Origin of the sequence: Agromyces allii, from assembly GCF_009749385.1 — a bacterium.
GTDB classification, from domain to species: domain Bacteria; phylum Actinomycetota; class Actinomycetes; order Actinomycetales; family Microbacteriaceae; genus Agromyces; species Agromyces allii.
Window position 1 is genome coordinate 61362 of record NZ_WBIN01000013.1, and the last position, 16134, is coordinate 77495.

Annotated in this window: 13 protein-coding genes and 1 riboswitch; of the genes, 10 read left to right on the forward strand and 3 right to left on the reverse strand. The window is 73.6% G+C overall.

Annotated elements, in window-relative coordinates:
* Positions 1-133: 133 nt before the first annotated feature.
* Positions 134-1156: a LacI family DNA-binding transcriptional regulator gene (locus GQR16_RS16405; RefSeq protein ID WP_157416238.1), complete on the reverse strand. Its 1023-nt coding sequence runs from the start codon at positions 1154-1156 to the stop codon at positions 134-136.
* 151 nt (positions 1157-1307) lie between these two features.
* On the reverse strand, positions 1308-2276 hold the full coding sequence (locus GQR16_RS16410) for a GlxA family transcriptional regulator (RefSeq protein ID WP_157416239.1): 969 nt from the start codon (positions 2274-2276) through the stop codon (positions 1308-1310).
* Positions 2277-2570: 294 nt separating this feature from the next.
* A riboswitch (TPP riboswitch) is annotated at positions 2571-2683 on the forward strand.
* On the opposite strand from GQR16_RS16410, the gene thiM reads away from it, so the two are divergent.
* The 3 genes from thiM (at position 2673) to thiD (ending at position 5850) form a co-directional block, all read left to right on the forward strand.
* Complete coding sequence (thiM, locus tag GQR16_RS16415) at positions 2673-3611, forward strand: hydroxyethylthiazole kinase (protein WP_157416240.1); 939 nt, start codon at positions 2673-2675, stop codon at positions 3609-3611. It overlaps the preceding riboswitch by 11 nt.
* On the forward strand, positions 3608-4267 hold the full coding sequence (gene thiE, locus GQR16_RS19985; protein ID WP_170298544.1) for a thiamine phosphate synthase: 660 nt from the start codon (positions 3608-3610) through the stop codon (positions 4265-4267). The genes thiM and thiE overlap by 4 nt, the downstream gene beginning before the upstream one ends.
* Complete coding sequence (gene thiD, locus GQR16_RS16420; protein WP_170298545.1) at positions 4264-5850, forward strand: bifunctional hydroxymethylpyrimidine kinase/phosphomethylpyrimidine kinase; 1587 nt, start codon at positions 4264-4266, stop codon at positions 5848-5850. The genes thiE and thiD overlap by 4 nt, the downstream gene beginning before the upstream one ends.
* A 21-nt stretch (positions 5851-5871) precedes the next feature.
* Here thiD and GQR16_RS16425 read toward each other — a convergent pair whose 3' ends face one another.
* A complete protein-coding gene (locus tag GQR16_RS16425) occupies positions 5872-6660 on the reverse strand; it encodes a transglutaminase-like domain-containing protein (protein WP_157416348.1) in 789 nt (262 codons plus the stop codon).
* A 139-nt stretch (positions 6661-6799) separates the two neighbouring features.
* On the opposite strand from GQR16_RS16425, the gene GQR16_RS16430 reads away from it, so the two are divergent.
* The 7 genes from GQR16_RS16430 (at position 6800) to GQR16_RS16460 (ending at position 16129) form a co-directional block, all read left to right on the forward strand.
* Positions 6800-7459, forward strand: a complete 660-nt coding sequence (locus GQR16_RS16430; protein ID WP_157416241.1) for an SDR family oxidoreductase — start codon at positions 6800-6802, stop codon at positions 7457-7459.
* Between the two features lie 4 nt (positions 7460-7463).
* Complete coding sequence (locus tag GQR16_RS16435; RefSeq protein ID WP_157416242.1) at positions 7464-8495, forward strand: FUSC family protein; 1032 nt, start codon at positions 7464-7466, stop codon at positions 8493-8495.
* Complete coding sequence (locus tag GQR16_RS16440) at positions 8495-11467, forward strand: aminotransferase (RefSeq protein WP_157416243.1); 2973 nt, start codon at positions 8495-8497, stop codon at positions 11465-11467. The genes GQR16_RS16435 and GQR16_RS16440 overlap by 1 nt, the downstream gene beginning before the upstream one ends.
* Before the next feature lie 135 nt (positions 11468-11602).
* On the forward strand, positions 11603-12520 hold the full coding sequence (locus tag GQR16_RS16445; protein ID WP_246200893.1) for a tryptophan-rich sensory protein: 918 nt from the start codon (positions 11603-11605) through the stop codon (positions 12518-12520).
* Positions 12521-12552: 32 nt separating this feature from the next.
* Positions 12553-14199, forward strand: a complete 1647-nt coding sequence (locus GQR16_RS16450) for an alpha/beta hydrolase (RefSeq protein ID WP_157416244.1) — start codon at positions 12553-12555, stop codon at positions 14197-14199.
* A 53-nt stretch (positions 14200-14252) separates the two neighbouring features.
* On the forward strand, positions 14253-15371 hold the full coding sequence (locus GQR16_RS16455) for a DUF2207 domain-containing protein (protein WP_157416245.1): 1119 nt from the start codon (positions 14253-14255) through the stop codon (positions 15369-15371).
* On the forward strand, positions 15368-16129 hold the full coding sequence (locus GQR16_RS16460; protein ID WP_157416246.1) for an alpha/beta hydrolase family protein: 762 nt from the start codon (positions 15368-15370) through the stop codon (positions 16127-16129). Before GQR16_RS16455 ends, GQR16_RS16460 begins: the two co-directional genes overlap by 4 nt.
* Positions 16130-16134: the final 5 nt, after the last annotated feature.

Consider the following 16134-nt stretch of genomic DNA (forward strand, 5'->3'; position numbering starts at 1 on the left):
GTGCGTTTCCTCTCGTGGGTGCAGCTGGTGTGGGGTGGGGTGGTGCTCGTGCGAAGGACTGTCGAAGCGCTTCGACGATGCGCAGCGTTCGACTCGGTGATTCGGTTCGGTTGGATTTCGTGGAGCGGATGCCTCAGAGCCGGGGTCGTGCGACCGATCCGCGGTTCTCGGTGACGGGCGTGATGAGTTCGACGCCGAGGGCGTCGGCCCCGCGCACCTGGCGCAGGGCGGACTCGACCGCGATGCGGCACATCAGGTCGAGTGGCAGTGGGATGCAGTCGAGCGGGATGACGAGGTGCGACGTGTCGTAGCTCGCACACGCGGCGAAGAGCGACAGGTCGCGGGGCACGTCGAGTCCGCGTTCGCGGATGCGGCGCAGCACCGACTCGACGACCGGCTCGTTGCAATGGAAGATCACGGCGGTCATCTCGGGCGAGGCGTCGAGCAGCTCGTCGAAGGCCCGCTCGGCCGCGCCGCGCGCGAGCGTCGGCGAGACCACGGCGATGCGGATGCCGCGGGCGGCCGCCTCGGCCTCGAGGCCCAGGTTGAACCGCTGCACGAAGCCCGTGCCCCTGGCGAGGTAGGTCGGCGGGTGGCCGACGACGCCGATCGACCGGTGGCCGGCCTCGGCGAGCGTCGTGACGGCGAGCCGGCCCGCCAGCTCGAAGTCGAGGTCGACGCACGCGACGCCGTCGCCGCTGTGGCCGTCTTCGCCCGGGATGCCGATGAAGGCGGCGGGCAGCGCGGCCCGGCGCACGACGTCGACGCGCTCGTCGTGGTTCTTGACGCCCATGGCGACCACGCCGTCGACGAGCGACGAGGCCGCCACCCGGCGGATGCCCGACACGTCGTCGTCGGTGGCGAGCAGCAGCACGTCGTAGTCGTGCTTGCGCGCCGTGTCGACGACGGCGGTGACGAACCGCATGTGCGTCGGCAGGTGCCCGTCGGCATGGATCGGCGCCGAGAGGGCGAGGATGTTGGTGGTGGCGCCGGCGAGCATGCGGGCTCCGGCGTTGGGCTCGTAGTCGAGTTCGCGGATCGCGGCCTCGATGCGGGTGCGGGTCGACGCGGTGATCGCGCGCTTGCCCGACAGGGCGTAGGAGACGGTCGAGATGGAGACGCCCGCAGCCTTGGCCACATCACTGATCGTCACCATCCCGGTACCCCCCTTTGGACCCCTCGTGATCGTCGAAGCCGATGGATTCGAAGCGCTTCGACGACGTGAGAGCGAGAGTACGTGACCGTACCCGTCGCGCGCAACCCTTTTGTTGGAATAGACCACAATTCGGTTTTCGCGCGACCGCGTCTCACTCCCGGAACGTGTGCCGGTACTCGATCGGCGACGTGCCGAGCACGCGGTGGAAGTGCAGGCGCAGGTTCGCGCCGGTGCCGAGTCCGACGCGCGCGGCGATCTGCTCGACGCCGAGGTCGGTGCGCTCGAGGAGTTCGCGCGCGAGGTCGATGCGGGCGCGCAGGATCCACTGCATGGGCGTGTACCCGGTGTCCTCGACGAAGCGTCGCGAGAACGTGCGCGTCGACACCTTCGCGTTGCGCGCGAGGTCGGCGAGCGTCAGCGGCTCCTCGATGCGCTCGATCGCCCAGTGCCGGGTCGCGGCGAACAGCTCGCCGAGGTCGTCGGGCAGCGCGCGCGGCACGTACTGCGCCTGGCCGCCGCTGCGGTACGGCGCGGCCACGAGCCGCCGGGCGACGTGGTTCGACAGCGCGACGCCGTGGTCGCGTCGTACGAGGTGCAGGCAGAGGTCGATGCCCGACGCGGCGCCGGCCGAGGTGAGCACGCGCCCCTCGTCGACGAACAGCACGTTCTCGTCGACCTGCACGAGCGGATGCCTCGCGGCGAGCGCCTTCGTGTAGTGCCAGTGCGTCGTGGCCCGGCGCCCGTCGAGCAGCCCGGTCGCCGCGAGGGCGAAGGCCCCCGTGGAGATGGCCGCGAGCCGCGCGCCCCGTTCGTGCGCAGCCCGGAGTGCGTCGACGACGATCGCGGGCGGCTCCTCGACATCGGGATGCCGGTAGCCCGGGATGAAGATCGTCTCGGCCCATTCGAACGCCTCGAGCCCGTCGGCGACGTGGTACGAGAGCCCGTCACCGCCCGCGACCGGTCCGGGCGCGGCGCCGCAGACCCGCACCTCGTAGGGCATCGACGCGCGGGTCGTGAAGATCTGCGCCGGAATGCCGACGTCGAGCGGCTTGGCCCCCTCGAGCACGAGCACGGCAACGCGGTGCGCACGGGTGCTGCTGGCACGGTCGGCGGCGTTCATGGGGCCAGCCTGCCACCGCTCGCAACGTTCTCGCCACTCGCCGGCGACGCGACATCCGCCCGTCGCACGTCATCGCGAAGAGAGATGACGGACCCGCCGGGTCCGTGGAGGAACGGTCACGGTGCGGCCGAGCGCATTCGGAGGTCGTCCGGCGACGGGGCCGCCACCCGGCGGGTCGTTGCGAGCAAGCTAGCCCGAGGCGCGCGGAACCGCCAGCGTCCCGCCGGATCGGGCCCCGAACTGGGGGCGGCGACACCTGGCAATGGCGACGTCCGCGACCGGGCTAGGCTGGCGGGCAGTGACACGGGGTGCCGCGCTCCCGCCCTCGCAGGGCGATCGCGGCTGAGAACACACCCGTCGAACCTGATCTAGTTCGAACTAGCGAAGGGATGTCGCGTGAGCGAACGTCTGCGAATCGACCCTGCCCACCTCATCGACGCGAGCGCTGCGCTGCTCGGCCGGCTGCGCGAGCATCCGCCGCTCGTGCAGTGCATCACGAACAGCGTCGTGACGAACTTCACCGCGAACGCGCTGCTCGCGATCGGCGCGGCTCCCGCGATGGTCGACATCCGCGAGGAGTCCGGCCTGTTCGCCGGCATCGCGGGCGGCCTGCTCGTGAACCTCGGCACGCCCGCCGAGGAGCAGCGCGACGCCGCACGCGAGGCGGTGGCCGCGGCATCCGTCGCCGGCACGCCATGGGTGCTCGACCCCGTCGCGATCGGCGCACTGCCGGTGCGCACGGCGCTCGCGCACGAGCTCGTGGCCTCGCGGCCCACGGCGATCCGCGGCAACGCGAGCGAGATCATCGCGCTCGCGGGTGCGGGCGCCGGCGGGCGCGGCGTCGACGCGGCCGACAGCACGGATGCCGCGGCCGACGCCGCGACCTCGCTCGCCCTCGCACACGGCTCGGTCGTCGCGGTCTCGGGCCCGGTCGACCTCATCACCGACGGGCGCCGCACGGCCCGCATCGCGAACGGCGACGCGCTGCTCACCCGCGTGACGGGCGGCGGCTGCGCGCTCGGCGCGGTGACGGCGGCGTTCCTCGGGGCGAGCCGCGACGCCGGCGCCGCAGCCGACGGGAGCACCGACGCCGCGCTGCTCGCCGATCCCTTCGTCGCGACCGTCGCGGCCACCGTGGTCTACACGATCGCCGCCGAGCTCGCGGCGAGCCGTTCGGCCGGTCCGGGCTCGTTCGCCGTGGCGTTCCTCGATGCGCTCGCGACCGTCGCGCCCGCCGACGTGCTCGACCGGGCGAACGTCACCGTGACGGATGCCGCGGCATCCGCCATCGCATCGGCGATCACCGAGCCCACCACCGCGACGGCCGGCGCATGACCACGCGCCGCGCGCTCGACCTCTCCATCTACCTCGTGACGGATGCGACGCTCTGCGGACCGCGCGGCGTCGCGTCCGTCGTCGCCGACGCGGTCGACGGCGGCGTGCGCGCGGTGCAACTGCGCGACAAGACGGCATCGACCGACGCCCTGCTGCGGCAGCTCGAGGCGCTCGCGACCGCGATCGACGGCCGCGCCGCGCTGCTCGTGAACGACCGCGTCGACGTGGCGCTGGCCGCACGCGAGCGCGGCCTGCCCGTCGACGGCGTGCACCTGGGGCAGGGCGACGCTGCGGCATCCGCTGCTCGCGACCTGCTCGGCGACGACGCGATCATCGGCCTCACCGCGAACGAGCCCGAGCACCTCGCGCGGCTCCGGCGTCAGGCGCGCCGCGAGATCGACTACCTCGGCGTCGGCGTGATCCGCCCCACGGCCACGAAGCCCGACCATCCGCCGGCGCTCGGCATCGACGGGTTCGCCCGGTTCGCCGCCGAGGCCGAGCTGCCGTGCGTCGCGATCGGCGGCATCACGCTGGCGGATGTCGCGGGTCTGCGTCGGGCCGGAGCCGCCGGCGTCGCCGTGGTGTCGGCCATCTGCGCCGCGCCCTCGCCGCGCGACGCGGCCGTCGCCTTCGCCGCGGCCTGGAGCGCACGATGACCGCGGGGGCCGCGACCCACCGGGTTCGCCGCGTGCCGCGCGTGCTGAGCATCGCGGGGAGCGACCCGTCGGGCGGCGCGGGCATCCAGGCCGACCTCAAGTCGATCGCGGCCGTCGGCGGCTACGGCATGTCGGCGATCACTGCGCTCACGGCGCAGAACACGCGTGGGGTGCGAGGCGTGCACGTGCCGCCGGCCGAGTTCCTCGCCGCGCAGCTCGACGCCATCAGCGACGACATCGCGATCGACGCCGTGAAGGTCGGCATGCTCGCGAACGCCGAGGTCATCACGGTCGTCGCCGACTGGCTGCGGCGCACGAGCGTGCCCATCGTCGTGCTCGACCCGGTCATGGTCGCGACGAGCGGCGACCGCCTGCTCGACCCCGACGCCGAGCTGGCGCTGCGCGACCTGCTGCCGCTCGCCGACCTCATCACGCCGAACCTGCTCGAGCTCGCGGTGCTCGCGGGGGCGGTCGCCGACGCCCATCCCGTCGCTCCGGCGACGACGTGGGCCGAGGCCATCGCGCAGGCCGAGGCGGTCTCGGCGGCGACCGGCGCACGCGTGCTCGCCAAGGGCGGCCACCTGCCGGGCGGCGACGCCCCCGACGCACTCGTGCACGCGGCATCCGCCGGCGTCGTCGAGTTCACGGGCGAGCGCATCGCGACCACCGCGACGCACGGCACCGGCTGCTCGCTCTCGTCGGCGGTCGCGACGCTCCAGGCCGAGCTCGGCGACTGGGAGGCCGCGGTCGGCGAGGCCCGTCGGTGGCTGCGCGAGTCGTTGCGGCACGGCGAGGCGCTCGAGGTCGGCGGCGGACACGGGCCCGTGAGCCACTTCGCCGGACTCTGGTCGCGCGGCGGCCTGCGCACCGCGCCGATGCCCGCCGAGATCGCGGACGAGTGGTGGGGCGGCATCGCCGACGTGCGGGCGGCGATCGACGACCTGCCGTTCATCCGCGCCCTCGCCGACGGCACGCTCGAGCGCGAGCCCTTCCTCGCCTACCTCGCGCAGGACGCCCTCTACCTGCGCGACTACGCGCGCGTGCTCGCCGAGGCATCGCGCCTGGCTCCGGATGCCGCGGGCCAGGCGTTCTGGGCGGACTCGGCGCACGGCTCGCTCGTCGGCGAGCTCGAGCTGCACACGCGGTGGCTCACGGGCGACGCGGACGCGACGGGCGTGGCGCTGCCGACCGAGGCCGACGCGACCTCCGCCGCCCTGGTCTTCGCCGCGGAGCCCGACGCCGCGACGACGGCCTACCTCGACCACCTGCTCGCGACTGGTGCGCGCGGCGACTACGCGGTGCTGGCCGCGGCCGTGCTGCCCTGCTTCTGGATCTACGTGGACCTCGGCGAACGGCTCGCCGCCGGAGAGTTCGGGCAGCGCGCCCTCGACCCCGAGCATCCGTACGCGTCGTGGCTGGAGACCTACGCCGACCCCGCGTTCGCCGTGGCCACGCGCGAGGCGATCGAGCTGGTGACGCGCGAGGCGGCCGCCGCGACCCCCGAGCGTCGCGAGGCGATGCGCCGCGCGTTCCACGCATCGGCCCGACACGAGCTCGCGTTCTTCGCGGCGCCACTCGCCTAGCCGCCGCCCGGAACCACCTCCTCAGCGCAGCTCGACGAGCTCGCCGATGTCGTCGAACGGCAGCACGTCGGCGGTCGCCGCCACCGTGATCGCGTCGAGGCGCACGGCTCCGCCGTACGAGCTGAGGAAGGCGGTGTCGGCGGCGTCGCGTCCGGTCGAGATGCGCAGCAGCGTCGAGCGCGGGGCGAGCGCGGTCGCGTCGACGACGTGCCACGCGCCCTCGACGTGCGCCTCGGCCACGGCGTGGAAGTCCATCGGATCGAGGCCGGGCGCGTAGACGGCCGCGAGACGCGCGGGCACGTCGAGCGCGCGCAGCAGCGCGATCACGAGGTGCGCGTAGTCGCGGCACACGCCCTGCCGGGCGAGCAGCGTCTGCACCGCGCCGTCGGTCGGTCCGCTCGAACCCGGAACGTACGCGAGGCGCGTGCCCACCCACGACGACACGGCGTCGAGCAGCGCATGCCCCTCGAGTCCCGAGAACTCGGCGACGGCCGTGGCTCCCAGACGGTCGGACTCGCAGTACCGGCTCGGGCGCAGGTACTCCACGAGGTCGAGCGGTCGGCTCGAGCCCGGGGCGGCCTGCCCGTCGACGGTGGCCGAGTAGGCCAGCGACAGTCCGCCAGCCGGCGCGTCGACGACGTGCAGGCGGCTGCCCGCGGCATCCGTCAGTTCGAGCGCAGGCACCTCGACGCCGTTCGCGAGCAGCTCGAGCCGTTCGCCGGAAGCCCCGCCCGCGACGGACACCATGAACACGAGCCGAGCAGGATCGTCGAGGCTCAGGTCGATTCGGGCGGAGACGGTTCGCTGCATGGCCATGGGTGCCCCGGTTCATCGTCGTCGCAGGAGGACGTGCCGAGCGGCACCCGCCCAGTCTGACCCCTGGCCCGCCGGATCGGAAGCATCGGCTCGCCCGGTTGCGCCGTCGGCGGCATCCGCGTTGACTGGGGTCATGCGCGTCGTCATCGCCGGAGGTCACGGCAAGATCGCCCTCATCCTCGAACGCCTGCTCGCCGACGGCGGGCACGATCCCGTCGCGTTGATCCGCAACCCCGACCACGTCGTCGATGTCGAGGCCGCCGGCGCAGAGCCGGTCGTGCTCGACCTCGAGGCCTCGTCCGTCGACGAGGTCGCCGCCGTGCTCGCGGGCGCCGACGCCGTGGTCTTCGCGGCAGGCGCAGGGCCCGGCAGCACCGCCGAGCGCAAGCTCACGGTCGACCGCGACGGCGCGATCCTGCTCGCCGACGCCGCTCGCGCTGCGGGCGTGCCCCGCATCGTCGTGATCTCGGCCATGCGCGCCGACGACTTCGACGCGGCATCCGACGACGTATTCCAGATCTACCTGCGTGCGAAGAGCGAGGCCGATTCCGCCGTGCGTGCCAGCGGCCTCGACTACACGATCGTGCGGCCCGGCGGCCTGACCGATGCGCCGCCGACCGGGCTCGTCGTGGCCGACACCACGCTGCCGAAGGGTTCGATCAGCCGGGCGGATGTCGCGGCCACCGTCGCCGCACTGCTCGTGTCGGGGGCGGCGTCGCGTGCGCAGTTCGAGCTCACCGAAGGCGGCCTGCCGATCGCAGGCGCGCTCGCCGCACTTCCCGACCCAGCCTGAGCCGATGGCCGTGATCCCCAACCTGCGGGCCGCGAAGCGCCTGCCGGTGCTGCAGGTCCTGAAGACCTCGGTCGCGACGATCGCCGCCTGGCTCATCGCGGGCGCCCTGATTCCGGCGCAACTCCCGGTCTTCGCGGCCATCGCGGCCCTGCTCGTCGTGCAGCCGAGCGTGAACCAGTCGCTCGGCAAGGGCATCGAGCGTTCGATCGGCGTGCTGCTCGGCGTCGTCGTCGCGTCGGCGCTGTCGCTCGTGTTCGGCACGAACTCATGGGTCGTGCTCGTGTCGATCCTCGTCGCGATGGCCGTCGCCTGGGCCCTGAAGATGACGCCCGCGACCGGCAACCAGGTCGCGATCTCGGCCATGCTGACCCTCGCGCTCGGCGCGGCGACGCCGAACTACGCGCTCGACCGCGTGCTCGAGACCCTGATCGGCGCCGCGATCGGCATCGTCGTGAACGCGGCGATCGTGCCGCCCGTGGCGATCGCCCCGGCACGGCGCGAGGCGGCCCTGCTCGGCGGCGAGCTCGCGGCATCCGCCGATCGACTGGCCGCGGCCCTCGAGACGACGCAGTCGCGCGCCGACATCGAGGCGCTCATGATCGAGGCGCGCCTGCTGCGACCCATGCGCGACGCCGCCGACGCGGCGATCGAGGCCGGCACCGAGTCGCTCACGCTGAACCCCCGTCGCTCGGCGCACCGTGAAGAGCTCGGCCAGCTGCGCGACCTGCTCGAGCAGCTCGGCCCGATCGTCACGCAGCTCATCGGCATGACGCGCGCGTTCGCCGACCACTACGACGCCTCGCTGCACGACGAGCCGACGGTCAAGGCGATCGCCGAGCAGCTGCACCGCGTCGCCCACGACATCCGGCTCGCGGCGCGGGTCGCGGAGCCCGAACCCGAACCGATGACCTCGATGGTGCCCGCCCTGACGTCGGCACTCGTCGTGCGCCCACCGACCTCGTCGCACTGGATCCTGATCGGGTCGCTGCTCGAAGACCTGCGACGCATCCGCGAAGAACTTGGAGCCGAAGCCTGATGACCGATCCCCGCCCCGACCGCCGGCCGCTCGGGTTCGACTTCTTCGGCGCGGGCGAACTCGCCGCGCCGAACCTGCCCGTCGCCGAGGTCGCCGCGATCCTGCGCGAGCAGTGGGGGCTCGACGTTCACCTGGAGTCGCTCGGCAGCCAGCAGGACCAGAACTTCCTCGCACTCTCGTCGGCGGCCGCTGCCGACGGGAGCCGGACCGTCGATCCGGTTCCGATCGGCGTCGTGAAGATCACGAATCCCGGATTCACGGCGCTCGAGCTCTCGGCACAGGACGCGGCGGCCTCGCGCATCGCGGCGCACGCGCCGACGCTCCGCATCGCGACCACGACGACGGATGCCGCGGGCCGGCCGCGCTCGATCGTCGCCGACACGACCGAGGGCCCCCTCAGCATCCGCCTCATCGAGTTCCTCGGCGGAGGAACGCTGCACGGCGACGCATACCTCTCGCCGCATGCGATCGCGCGCCTGGGCGGGCTGGCGGCGCACGTGAGCCTCGCCCTCGCCGACTTCGAGCACGACGGCCTCGACCGCGTGCTGCAGTGGGATCCCCGTTTCGCCGACCGCGTCGTCGAACTGCTCGCGCCGCACCACCCCGACGGGGCCAGGCGCGAGCGGGTGACGGATGCCGCGGCCGCCGCCTGGACCGCGATCGCCGCCCTCGCGGGCGACCTGCCGATGCAGGGCGTGCACCTGGATCTCACCGACGACAACGTCGTGCGCTCGACCGACGCTGACCCCGACCACTCCGGCGACGCCGGCCTGCCCGACGGCCTCATCGACTTCGGCGATGTGACGCGCTCATGGGCGGTCGCCGAACTCGCGATCACGATCTCGTCGGTGCTGCACCACGCGGGCGCCGAGCCGGTCTCGGTGCTGCCCGCGATCCGCGCGTTCCACGCACTGCGCCCGCTCTCGCCGGCCGAAGTGGCGGCCATCTGGCCGCTCGTCGTCGTGCGCGGCGCCGTGCTCGTCGTGAGCGGCGAGCACCAGGTGCAGCTCGACGGCGGCGAGAACGCATATGCCGCCGACGGCATCGAGCGGGAGTGGCGCATCTTCGAGCAGGCGGTGTCGATTCCCACCGCGGTGATGACGGCGCAGATCGCGGCAGAACTCGGCGTCGAGCTCCCGGCCGGTGAGACCGCGACGGGCACCTTCGGAGTTCGGTTGCCCGACCTCGACACCTCGGCGGCCGTGCGACTCGACGTCTCCCCCGAGTCCGACGCGGTCGACGCCGGGGCGTGGCTCGACACCGAGCTCGAGGAGCGCCTCGCACTGGACGCGCTCGACTCCGGAGCATCCGCCGCGTGGATCGAGCGCGCGACGCCGCGACTCACCGGGAGCCGCATCCGCTCGGCTGCGTCGTCGGCCACGATCCCGACCGGCATCGACGTCTGGTTCGCCGACCAGCAGCGCCTCGAGGTCGTCGAATCACGCTCGGCCGGAACCCGACTCGTCGTCGAGGTGCCGCCCGCGAGCCTGCCCGACCAGCCCGTCGCCGACGGGCTCCCGCGACGTGCACGCGTGCGCATCCGCCTCGAGCAAGTCGGGCAGCCCGCCGTTCCGCACCTCGTGCGACCCGAGTACGCGCACGGCTGGCTGGCGCAGACGGTCGACCCGGCGCCGCTGCTCGGGCTCGCGACATCCGCTCGACCGACACCGTCGGTGGCCGCCGTCACCGACACCGACGCTCTGCTCGCCCGCCGCACCGCGAGCTTCGCCGAGGTGCAGGAGCACTACTACGAGGCGCCGCCGCGCATCGAGCGCGGGTGGCGCGAGCACCTCGTCGGCGTCGACGGGCGCGCGTACCTCGACATGGTGAACAACGTGACGCCGCTCGGGCACGGGCACGTGGGCGTCGCCGATGCCGTCAGCCGCCAACTGCGTCGGCTCAACACGAACTCGCGGTTCCACTACGGCGCCGTGGTCGAGTACGCCGAGCGGCTCGCCGCCCTCGCGCCCGATCCGCTCGACACCGTGTTCCTCGTGAACTCGGGCTCGGAGGCCGCCGATCTCGCGATCCGCGTCGCCCTCGCGGCCACCGGCCGACGCGACGTGGTCGCGATCCTCGAGGCGTACCACGGCTGGACCTACGCATCCGATGCGGTGAGCACCTCGGTCGCCGACAACCCGAACGCGCTCGCCACCCGGCCCGACTGGGTGCACGGCGTCGACGCGCCGAACCCGTTCCGCGGCGTGCATCGCGGGGCGGATGCCGCGCGCTACGCGCCCGAGGCCGCGGCCGTGATCGCGGGGCTCGCCGCCGCCGGGCGCCCGCCCGCCGCCTTCATCGCCGAGACGTTCTTCGGCAACGCCGGAGGCATCCCGCTGCCCGACGGATACCTCGCCGAGGTCTACGCGGCCGTGCGCGCCGCCGGCGGACTCGCGATCGCCGACGAGGTGCAGGCCGGGTTCGGCCGCCTCGGGCACTGGTTCTGGGGCTTCGAGCAGCAGGGCGTCGTGCCCGATGTCATCGCCGTGGCCAAGGCCGCGGGCAACGGCTACCCGCTCGGCGCGGTCATCACGACGCGCGAGATCGCGGCCCGGTTCCGCAGCCAGGGCTACTTCTTCTCCTCCACGGGCGGCAGCCCCGCGTCCAGCGTCGCCGGCCTCGCCGTGCTCGACGCGTTCCGCGACGAGGGCCTGCAGCGCAACGCCCTCGACGTCGGCACGCGGCTGAAGCACCGCCTCGAGGAGCTCGCCACGCGGCATCCGCTCATCGGAGCCGTGCACGGGCTCGGCCTCTACCTCGGCGTCGAGTTCGTGCGCGACCGCGCGACCCTCGAACCCGCCACGGCCGAGACCGCGGCGATCTGCGACCGCCTGCTCGCGCTCGGCGTGATCATGCAGCCGACCGGCGACCACCAGAACGTGTTGAAGACCAAGCCGCCGCTCTGCCTCGACGACGAGTCGGCCGACTTCTTCGTGGCCATGCTCGACCGGGTGCTGACCGAGGGCTGGTAGTCCTCGCACCGAGCCGCCGTCGACGGCGCTTGTCAACCCCCTCCGTGTCGTTCGAAGGTTCGATGCGGGCCGCCGACCCCCTGCCTAGGGTGGAGGAATCCGACCGGGATCCGAACGACGACGGCAGGAGCAGCGATGACGAACCCTGAGCGCACGGCCTCCGCGGCGAGCGCAGCGCCGCAACATCCTCGAGCAGCGGGTGCGACCTCCGCCACGGCACCCCCTCGCGATCTCGCCAGGCAGCTCGTCGTCGCGGTCAGTGCCGTGGTCGCCGTCGTCGGCTCGTTCATCGGGTCGGGCGCGGCCGGCGGTCAGCGGGTTCAGGATGCCGCGGGCGGCGCACTCGCGGCCGACGCGACGCTCGTGGCGCCGGGCGGCGGCGCCTTCAGCATCTGGTCGCTCATCTACTTCGGGCTGCTCGCGTATGCGGTGTGGCAGTTCCTGCCCGCTCAGCGCACCGACGAACGACACCGCCGGATCGGCCCGTGGATCGCGGCGTCGCTGCTGCTGAACGCGGCCTGGATCCTCAGCATCCAGTTCGACCTGCTGTGGCTGAGCGTTCCCGTGATCGCGGCGCTGCTCGTGGTGCTCGTCGCGGCGTTCCGCATCGGACTCGCCCTTCGCCCGAAGAGCATGACCGACGCGCTGGTCACCGACGGCACGATCGGCCTCTACCTCGGATGGGTCTGCGTCGCGACGATCGCCAACGTCGCGGCCGTGCTCGTCGCGGCCGGATTCGACGGGTTCGGCCTGCCGCCCGAGACCTGGTCGGTGGCGCTCGTCGCCGTCGCAGGACTGCTCGGCATGGCCCTGGCCGTCTGGGACCGCGGGCGGATCGCTCCGGCGCTCTCGCTCAGCTGGGGCCTCGCGTGGATCGCCGTCGCGCGCCTCACCGACGAACCCTCGTCGACGGTGACCGGCATCGCGGCGATCGTGGCGGTCGTCGCCGTGCTGCTCACGACGACGGCGATGCGGGTCGTGGCGATGCGCGCGGCGGGCGGGCGGGCGCCCGACATCGCTGCGCACGATCCGAGCGCGCCGAGGGCCGACTGAGCCGCGTCGGGGCCCGCGAGTAGGCTGCGGGAATGCCCGCTCGCACGTTCCGTTGGGGCGATCGCACGATCGTCGTCCACGAGACGCCGCGCCCCGGCGCCGAGGCGGGTACGCCGCTCGGCGCCCCTGCCGACGACCCCGGTCCCGCGACGCCGCCCACCTACGTGCTGGTGCACGGCCTCGGCATGGCGGCCGAGTACTGGGGCGGCCTCGGCGAGCGCCTCGCCCCGACCGGCCGGGTGCTCGCGCTCGACCTGCCCGGCTTCGGCGAGGCGCCCGAACCGGCCCGGGTGCTCTCCGTGCCCGAGACCGCAGACCTCGTCGCCGACCTGGTGCGGGCCGAACGCCTCGCACGTCCTGTGCTCGTCGGGCATTCCATGGGCGCCCAGATCGTCGCAGACCTTGCGGCGCGGCACCCAGAGCTGGTCGAACGCATCGTGCTCATCGGCCCCTCGGTCAATCCGCGAGAACGCTCGCGGGCCAGGCAGACCGCCCGCCTGCTGCAGGACGTCGCCGTGATCGACCCCGTCGCGTTCGCGCGCGGCGCCGGAGCCATGGCCGAGGCCGGACTGCCCTGGGTGCTCGCGAATCTGCGGCCGGCGCTCGAGCACCATCTCGAACGCGTGATGCCGCACGTGCGCGCCGAGACCCTCGTGGTGCGCGGCGAGGACGACCGCGTCGTGCCCCGCTTCTGGGCGCAGGCCGTCGCGGGCCTCGCGCCGAACGCACGCTATGCCGAGGTCCCGGGTCGGGGCCACGAGGTGGTCGCCCGCGACACCGGCGAGCTCGACGACCTCGTCATCGCCCACGCCCTGGGCGATCGGCCCGGGCGCCGTCTCGCCCCGTACGAACGCCGCATCGCCCTGTCGCGCTCGTTCGGCGGCAGCACCACGACCAGGGTCGGATGGGTGCTGCGCGACTACGGCTACGGCATCCGCTGGCGCCTCGCGCAGCTCGTCGCCGGCGACCCGCCCGCCCGCTGGCGCGAAGGCGACCCGACGCTGCCCGACGTCGTGCTGGTGCCAGGGGTGCACGAGCACTGGAGCTTCCTGACCAGACTCGCCGACGCGCTCAACCGGGCCGGGCACCGCATCACCATCGTGCGCGGACTCGGCATGAACCGTCGCCCCGTTCCCGACACGTCGCGCAGGCTGCAACGCGCGCTCGCCCGGGTGGCCGCGCCGCCCGCCGGGCGTGTGATCGTGGCGCACAGCAAGGGCGGGCTCATCGCCAAGCACCTGTTGACCGACCTCGTGCGTGGGTCGGGGCCGTTCGGAACCTCGGCCGTGGAGCGGCTCGACGTTCGCGGGGCCGTCACGCTCGCCGCGCCCTACGCGGGTTCGGTGCGGGCCCGATGGTTCCTCGACCCGAGCATGCGGGCGTTCCTCCCCACGGATGCCACGATCCTCGAGCTCCAGCGCGACGCGGCCGTGAACGCCAACATCGTCTCGATCTTCGGCACGCTCGACGCCCACGTCACCGAGGGCAGTGCGCTCGCCGGTGCGACGAACGTGATCGTGCCCGCGGCCGGGCACTTCCGCCTCACAGGCTCGGCGGCCGCGCACCGCGCCGTCATCGAGGGCGTCGCCTCGCTCGCGGGCGCCCCGCTCACGCGCGCCGCGGCGCCGCTGCCTCCCGAGGGGCTCGCGACCGCTCCGGTGGAGCCCGTCACACGCTGACGCGGGGCGCCGTCCTCCCGCGGCGCCTCCGCGCCGATCCCTAGACTGGGCGCGTGCTCGCCACCGTCATCCTGCTCGCCGTCGTCCCAGCGCTCGTCATCTTCGCGCTCGGCGTCGTCGCCCGCATCGTGTCACGGCAGCCCGTGCACTCCCCCGTCGTGCAGTACACGCGTGCCCGAGGGGCATCGGTGCTCCACGACGCGCTCCTCGTCGAGGCCGACCGGCGTGCGGCCGCCGCGGTGCTCGTCGACCTCGCGGTGTCCCGGCGCATCCGCATCATCGCCGGCGAGGGCAAGCGCGAACCGATCGGCGTCGAACTCCAGCCCGGCGGCGTGTTCACCGACGACGAGTTCGCCGTCCTCGAGGCGATCTTCGGGCCCGAGCACACGACCGAGCGCCTGCGACGGTTCTCGTCGGATCGGCGCGCGCTGGCCGCCAGGCTGAAGGCCGTGGTGCGCGACGCGCACTACGCGCTCGCCCGCGCCGGGCTCGTCGCCGAGGCCCGCATGACGTGGCCGGGCACGACCCTCACCGTGCTCGCCTATCTCGGCATGCTCGTCGAGGGCCTGTTCATCGTCGCCTCGCTGGGAGCCGGCGACTGGCCGGCCCTCATCGCGACGGTCGCGGCCCTGGCCGTCACGATCGCGACGATCGTCGTGACGCCCGCGTCGTGGCGCCGGTTCCTGCCGCCGGCGCGCGAGCCGCGCGAACACCTCGACGGCCTGCGCCGGTACCTCGAGTTCGCCGAGGCCGACCGCCTCCGCACGCTGCAGTCGCCGACGGGCGCCCAGCTCGTGCCCGTTCCGCAGACGACGGATGCCGAGGCGCCCGCTGGCGCGTCCGCGACCCCCGCGGCATCCGACGCCCTCGCGCGCTTCCACCTGCACGAACGGCTCCTTCCCTACGCCGTGCTGTTCGGTCTCGAACAGGCGTGGATCGCCGCGCTCCAGCTCGACCTCGGCACCCTCGAACGCACCAAGCGAGACACGCTCGACGACCTCGTCGACGGCACTGCAGAGGCCGCGGAGCTCGCGGTGCACCTCGACACACTGAGTGTGCTCGTCGCCCACGTGCCGCGGCTCGCGATGAACCTCGGAGCCCTCGTCGATGCGAAGGGCACCGTCGTCGACCTCGCCGACGCCGTCGGCGACCTGTTCAGGATCATCGAATGACCGACGAGCCCGTCCGCATCGACGTCTCCCGAGCGACGGATGCCGCGGGCGCGAGTGCCGCCGATGCCTCGGGCCTGCTCGGCGGCGTGCCCTCGGTGGGCGGGCTCTCGGGCCGACCGGCCGACGCGTGGGCCACCCTCGTCGTCGCACACGGTGCGGGCACGGGCATGGAGCATCCGTTCCTCGAGGGGTTCGCAACGGCCGTGCAGGCGCTCGGCGTCGCGACCCTGCGGTTCGACTTCCCCTACCGCGAGGCCGGCCGCAAGTTCCCCGACCGGGCGCCCGTCGCGACCGCGACCTGGCGAAGCGTCGTCGAGTTCGCGCGCGCACGGTCGGTCGAGGCCGGCGCACCCGACGAGCCGATCTGGGTCTCCGGCAAGTCCTTCGGCGGACGCATGGCGTCGATGGCCGTGGCCGAGGGCATGCCCGCCGCCGGCCTCGCGTTCCTCGGGTACCCGTTGCACCCGCCCGGACGCCCCGAGAAGGCGCGCGACGAGCACCTGCCCGACGTGGCCGCCCCGATGCTGTTCCTCCAGGGACGCAACGACCCGTTCGCCGCCCCGAACGAGCAGCTCGACGACCTCGTCGGCCGGCTCCGGGCGGAACGCGGTCCGACGGGCGCCCCGATCTCACTCGAGTGGATCGCCGACGCCAACCACTCGTTCGAGATCAAGGGCCGCAAGCGCCCGGCGCACGAGATCGGGGCCTCGCTCGCGGCATCCGTCGTCGACGTCATGCGGGCGAACCCGCCGGCCTGAACGCC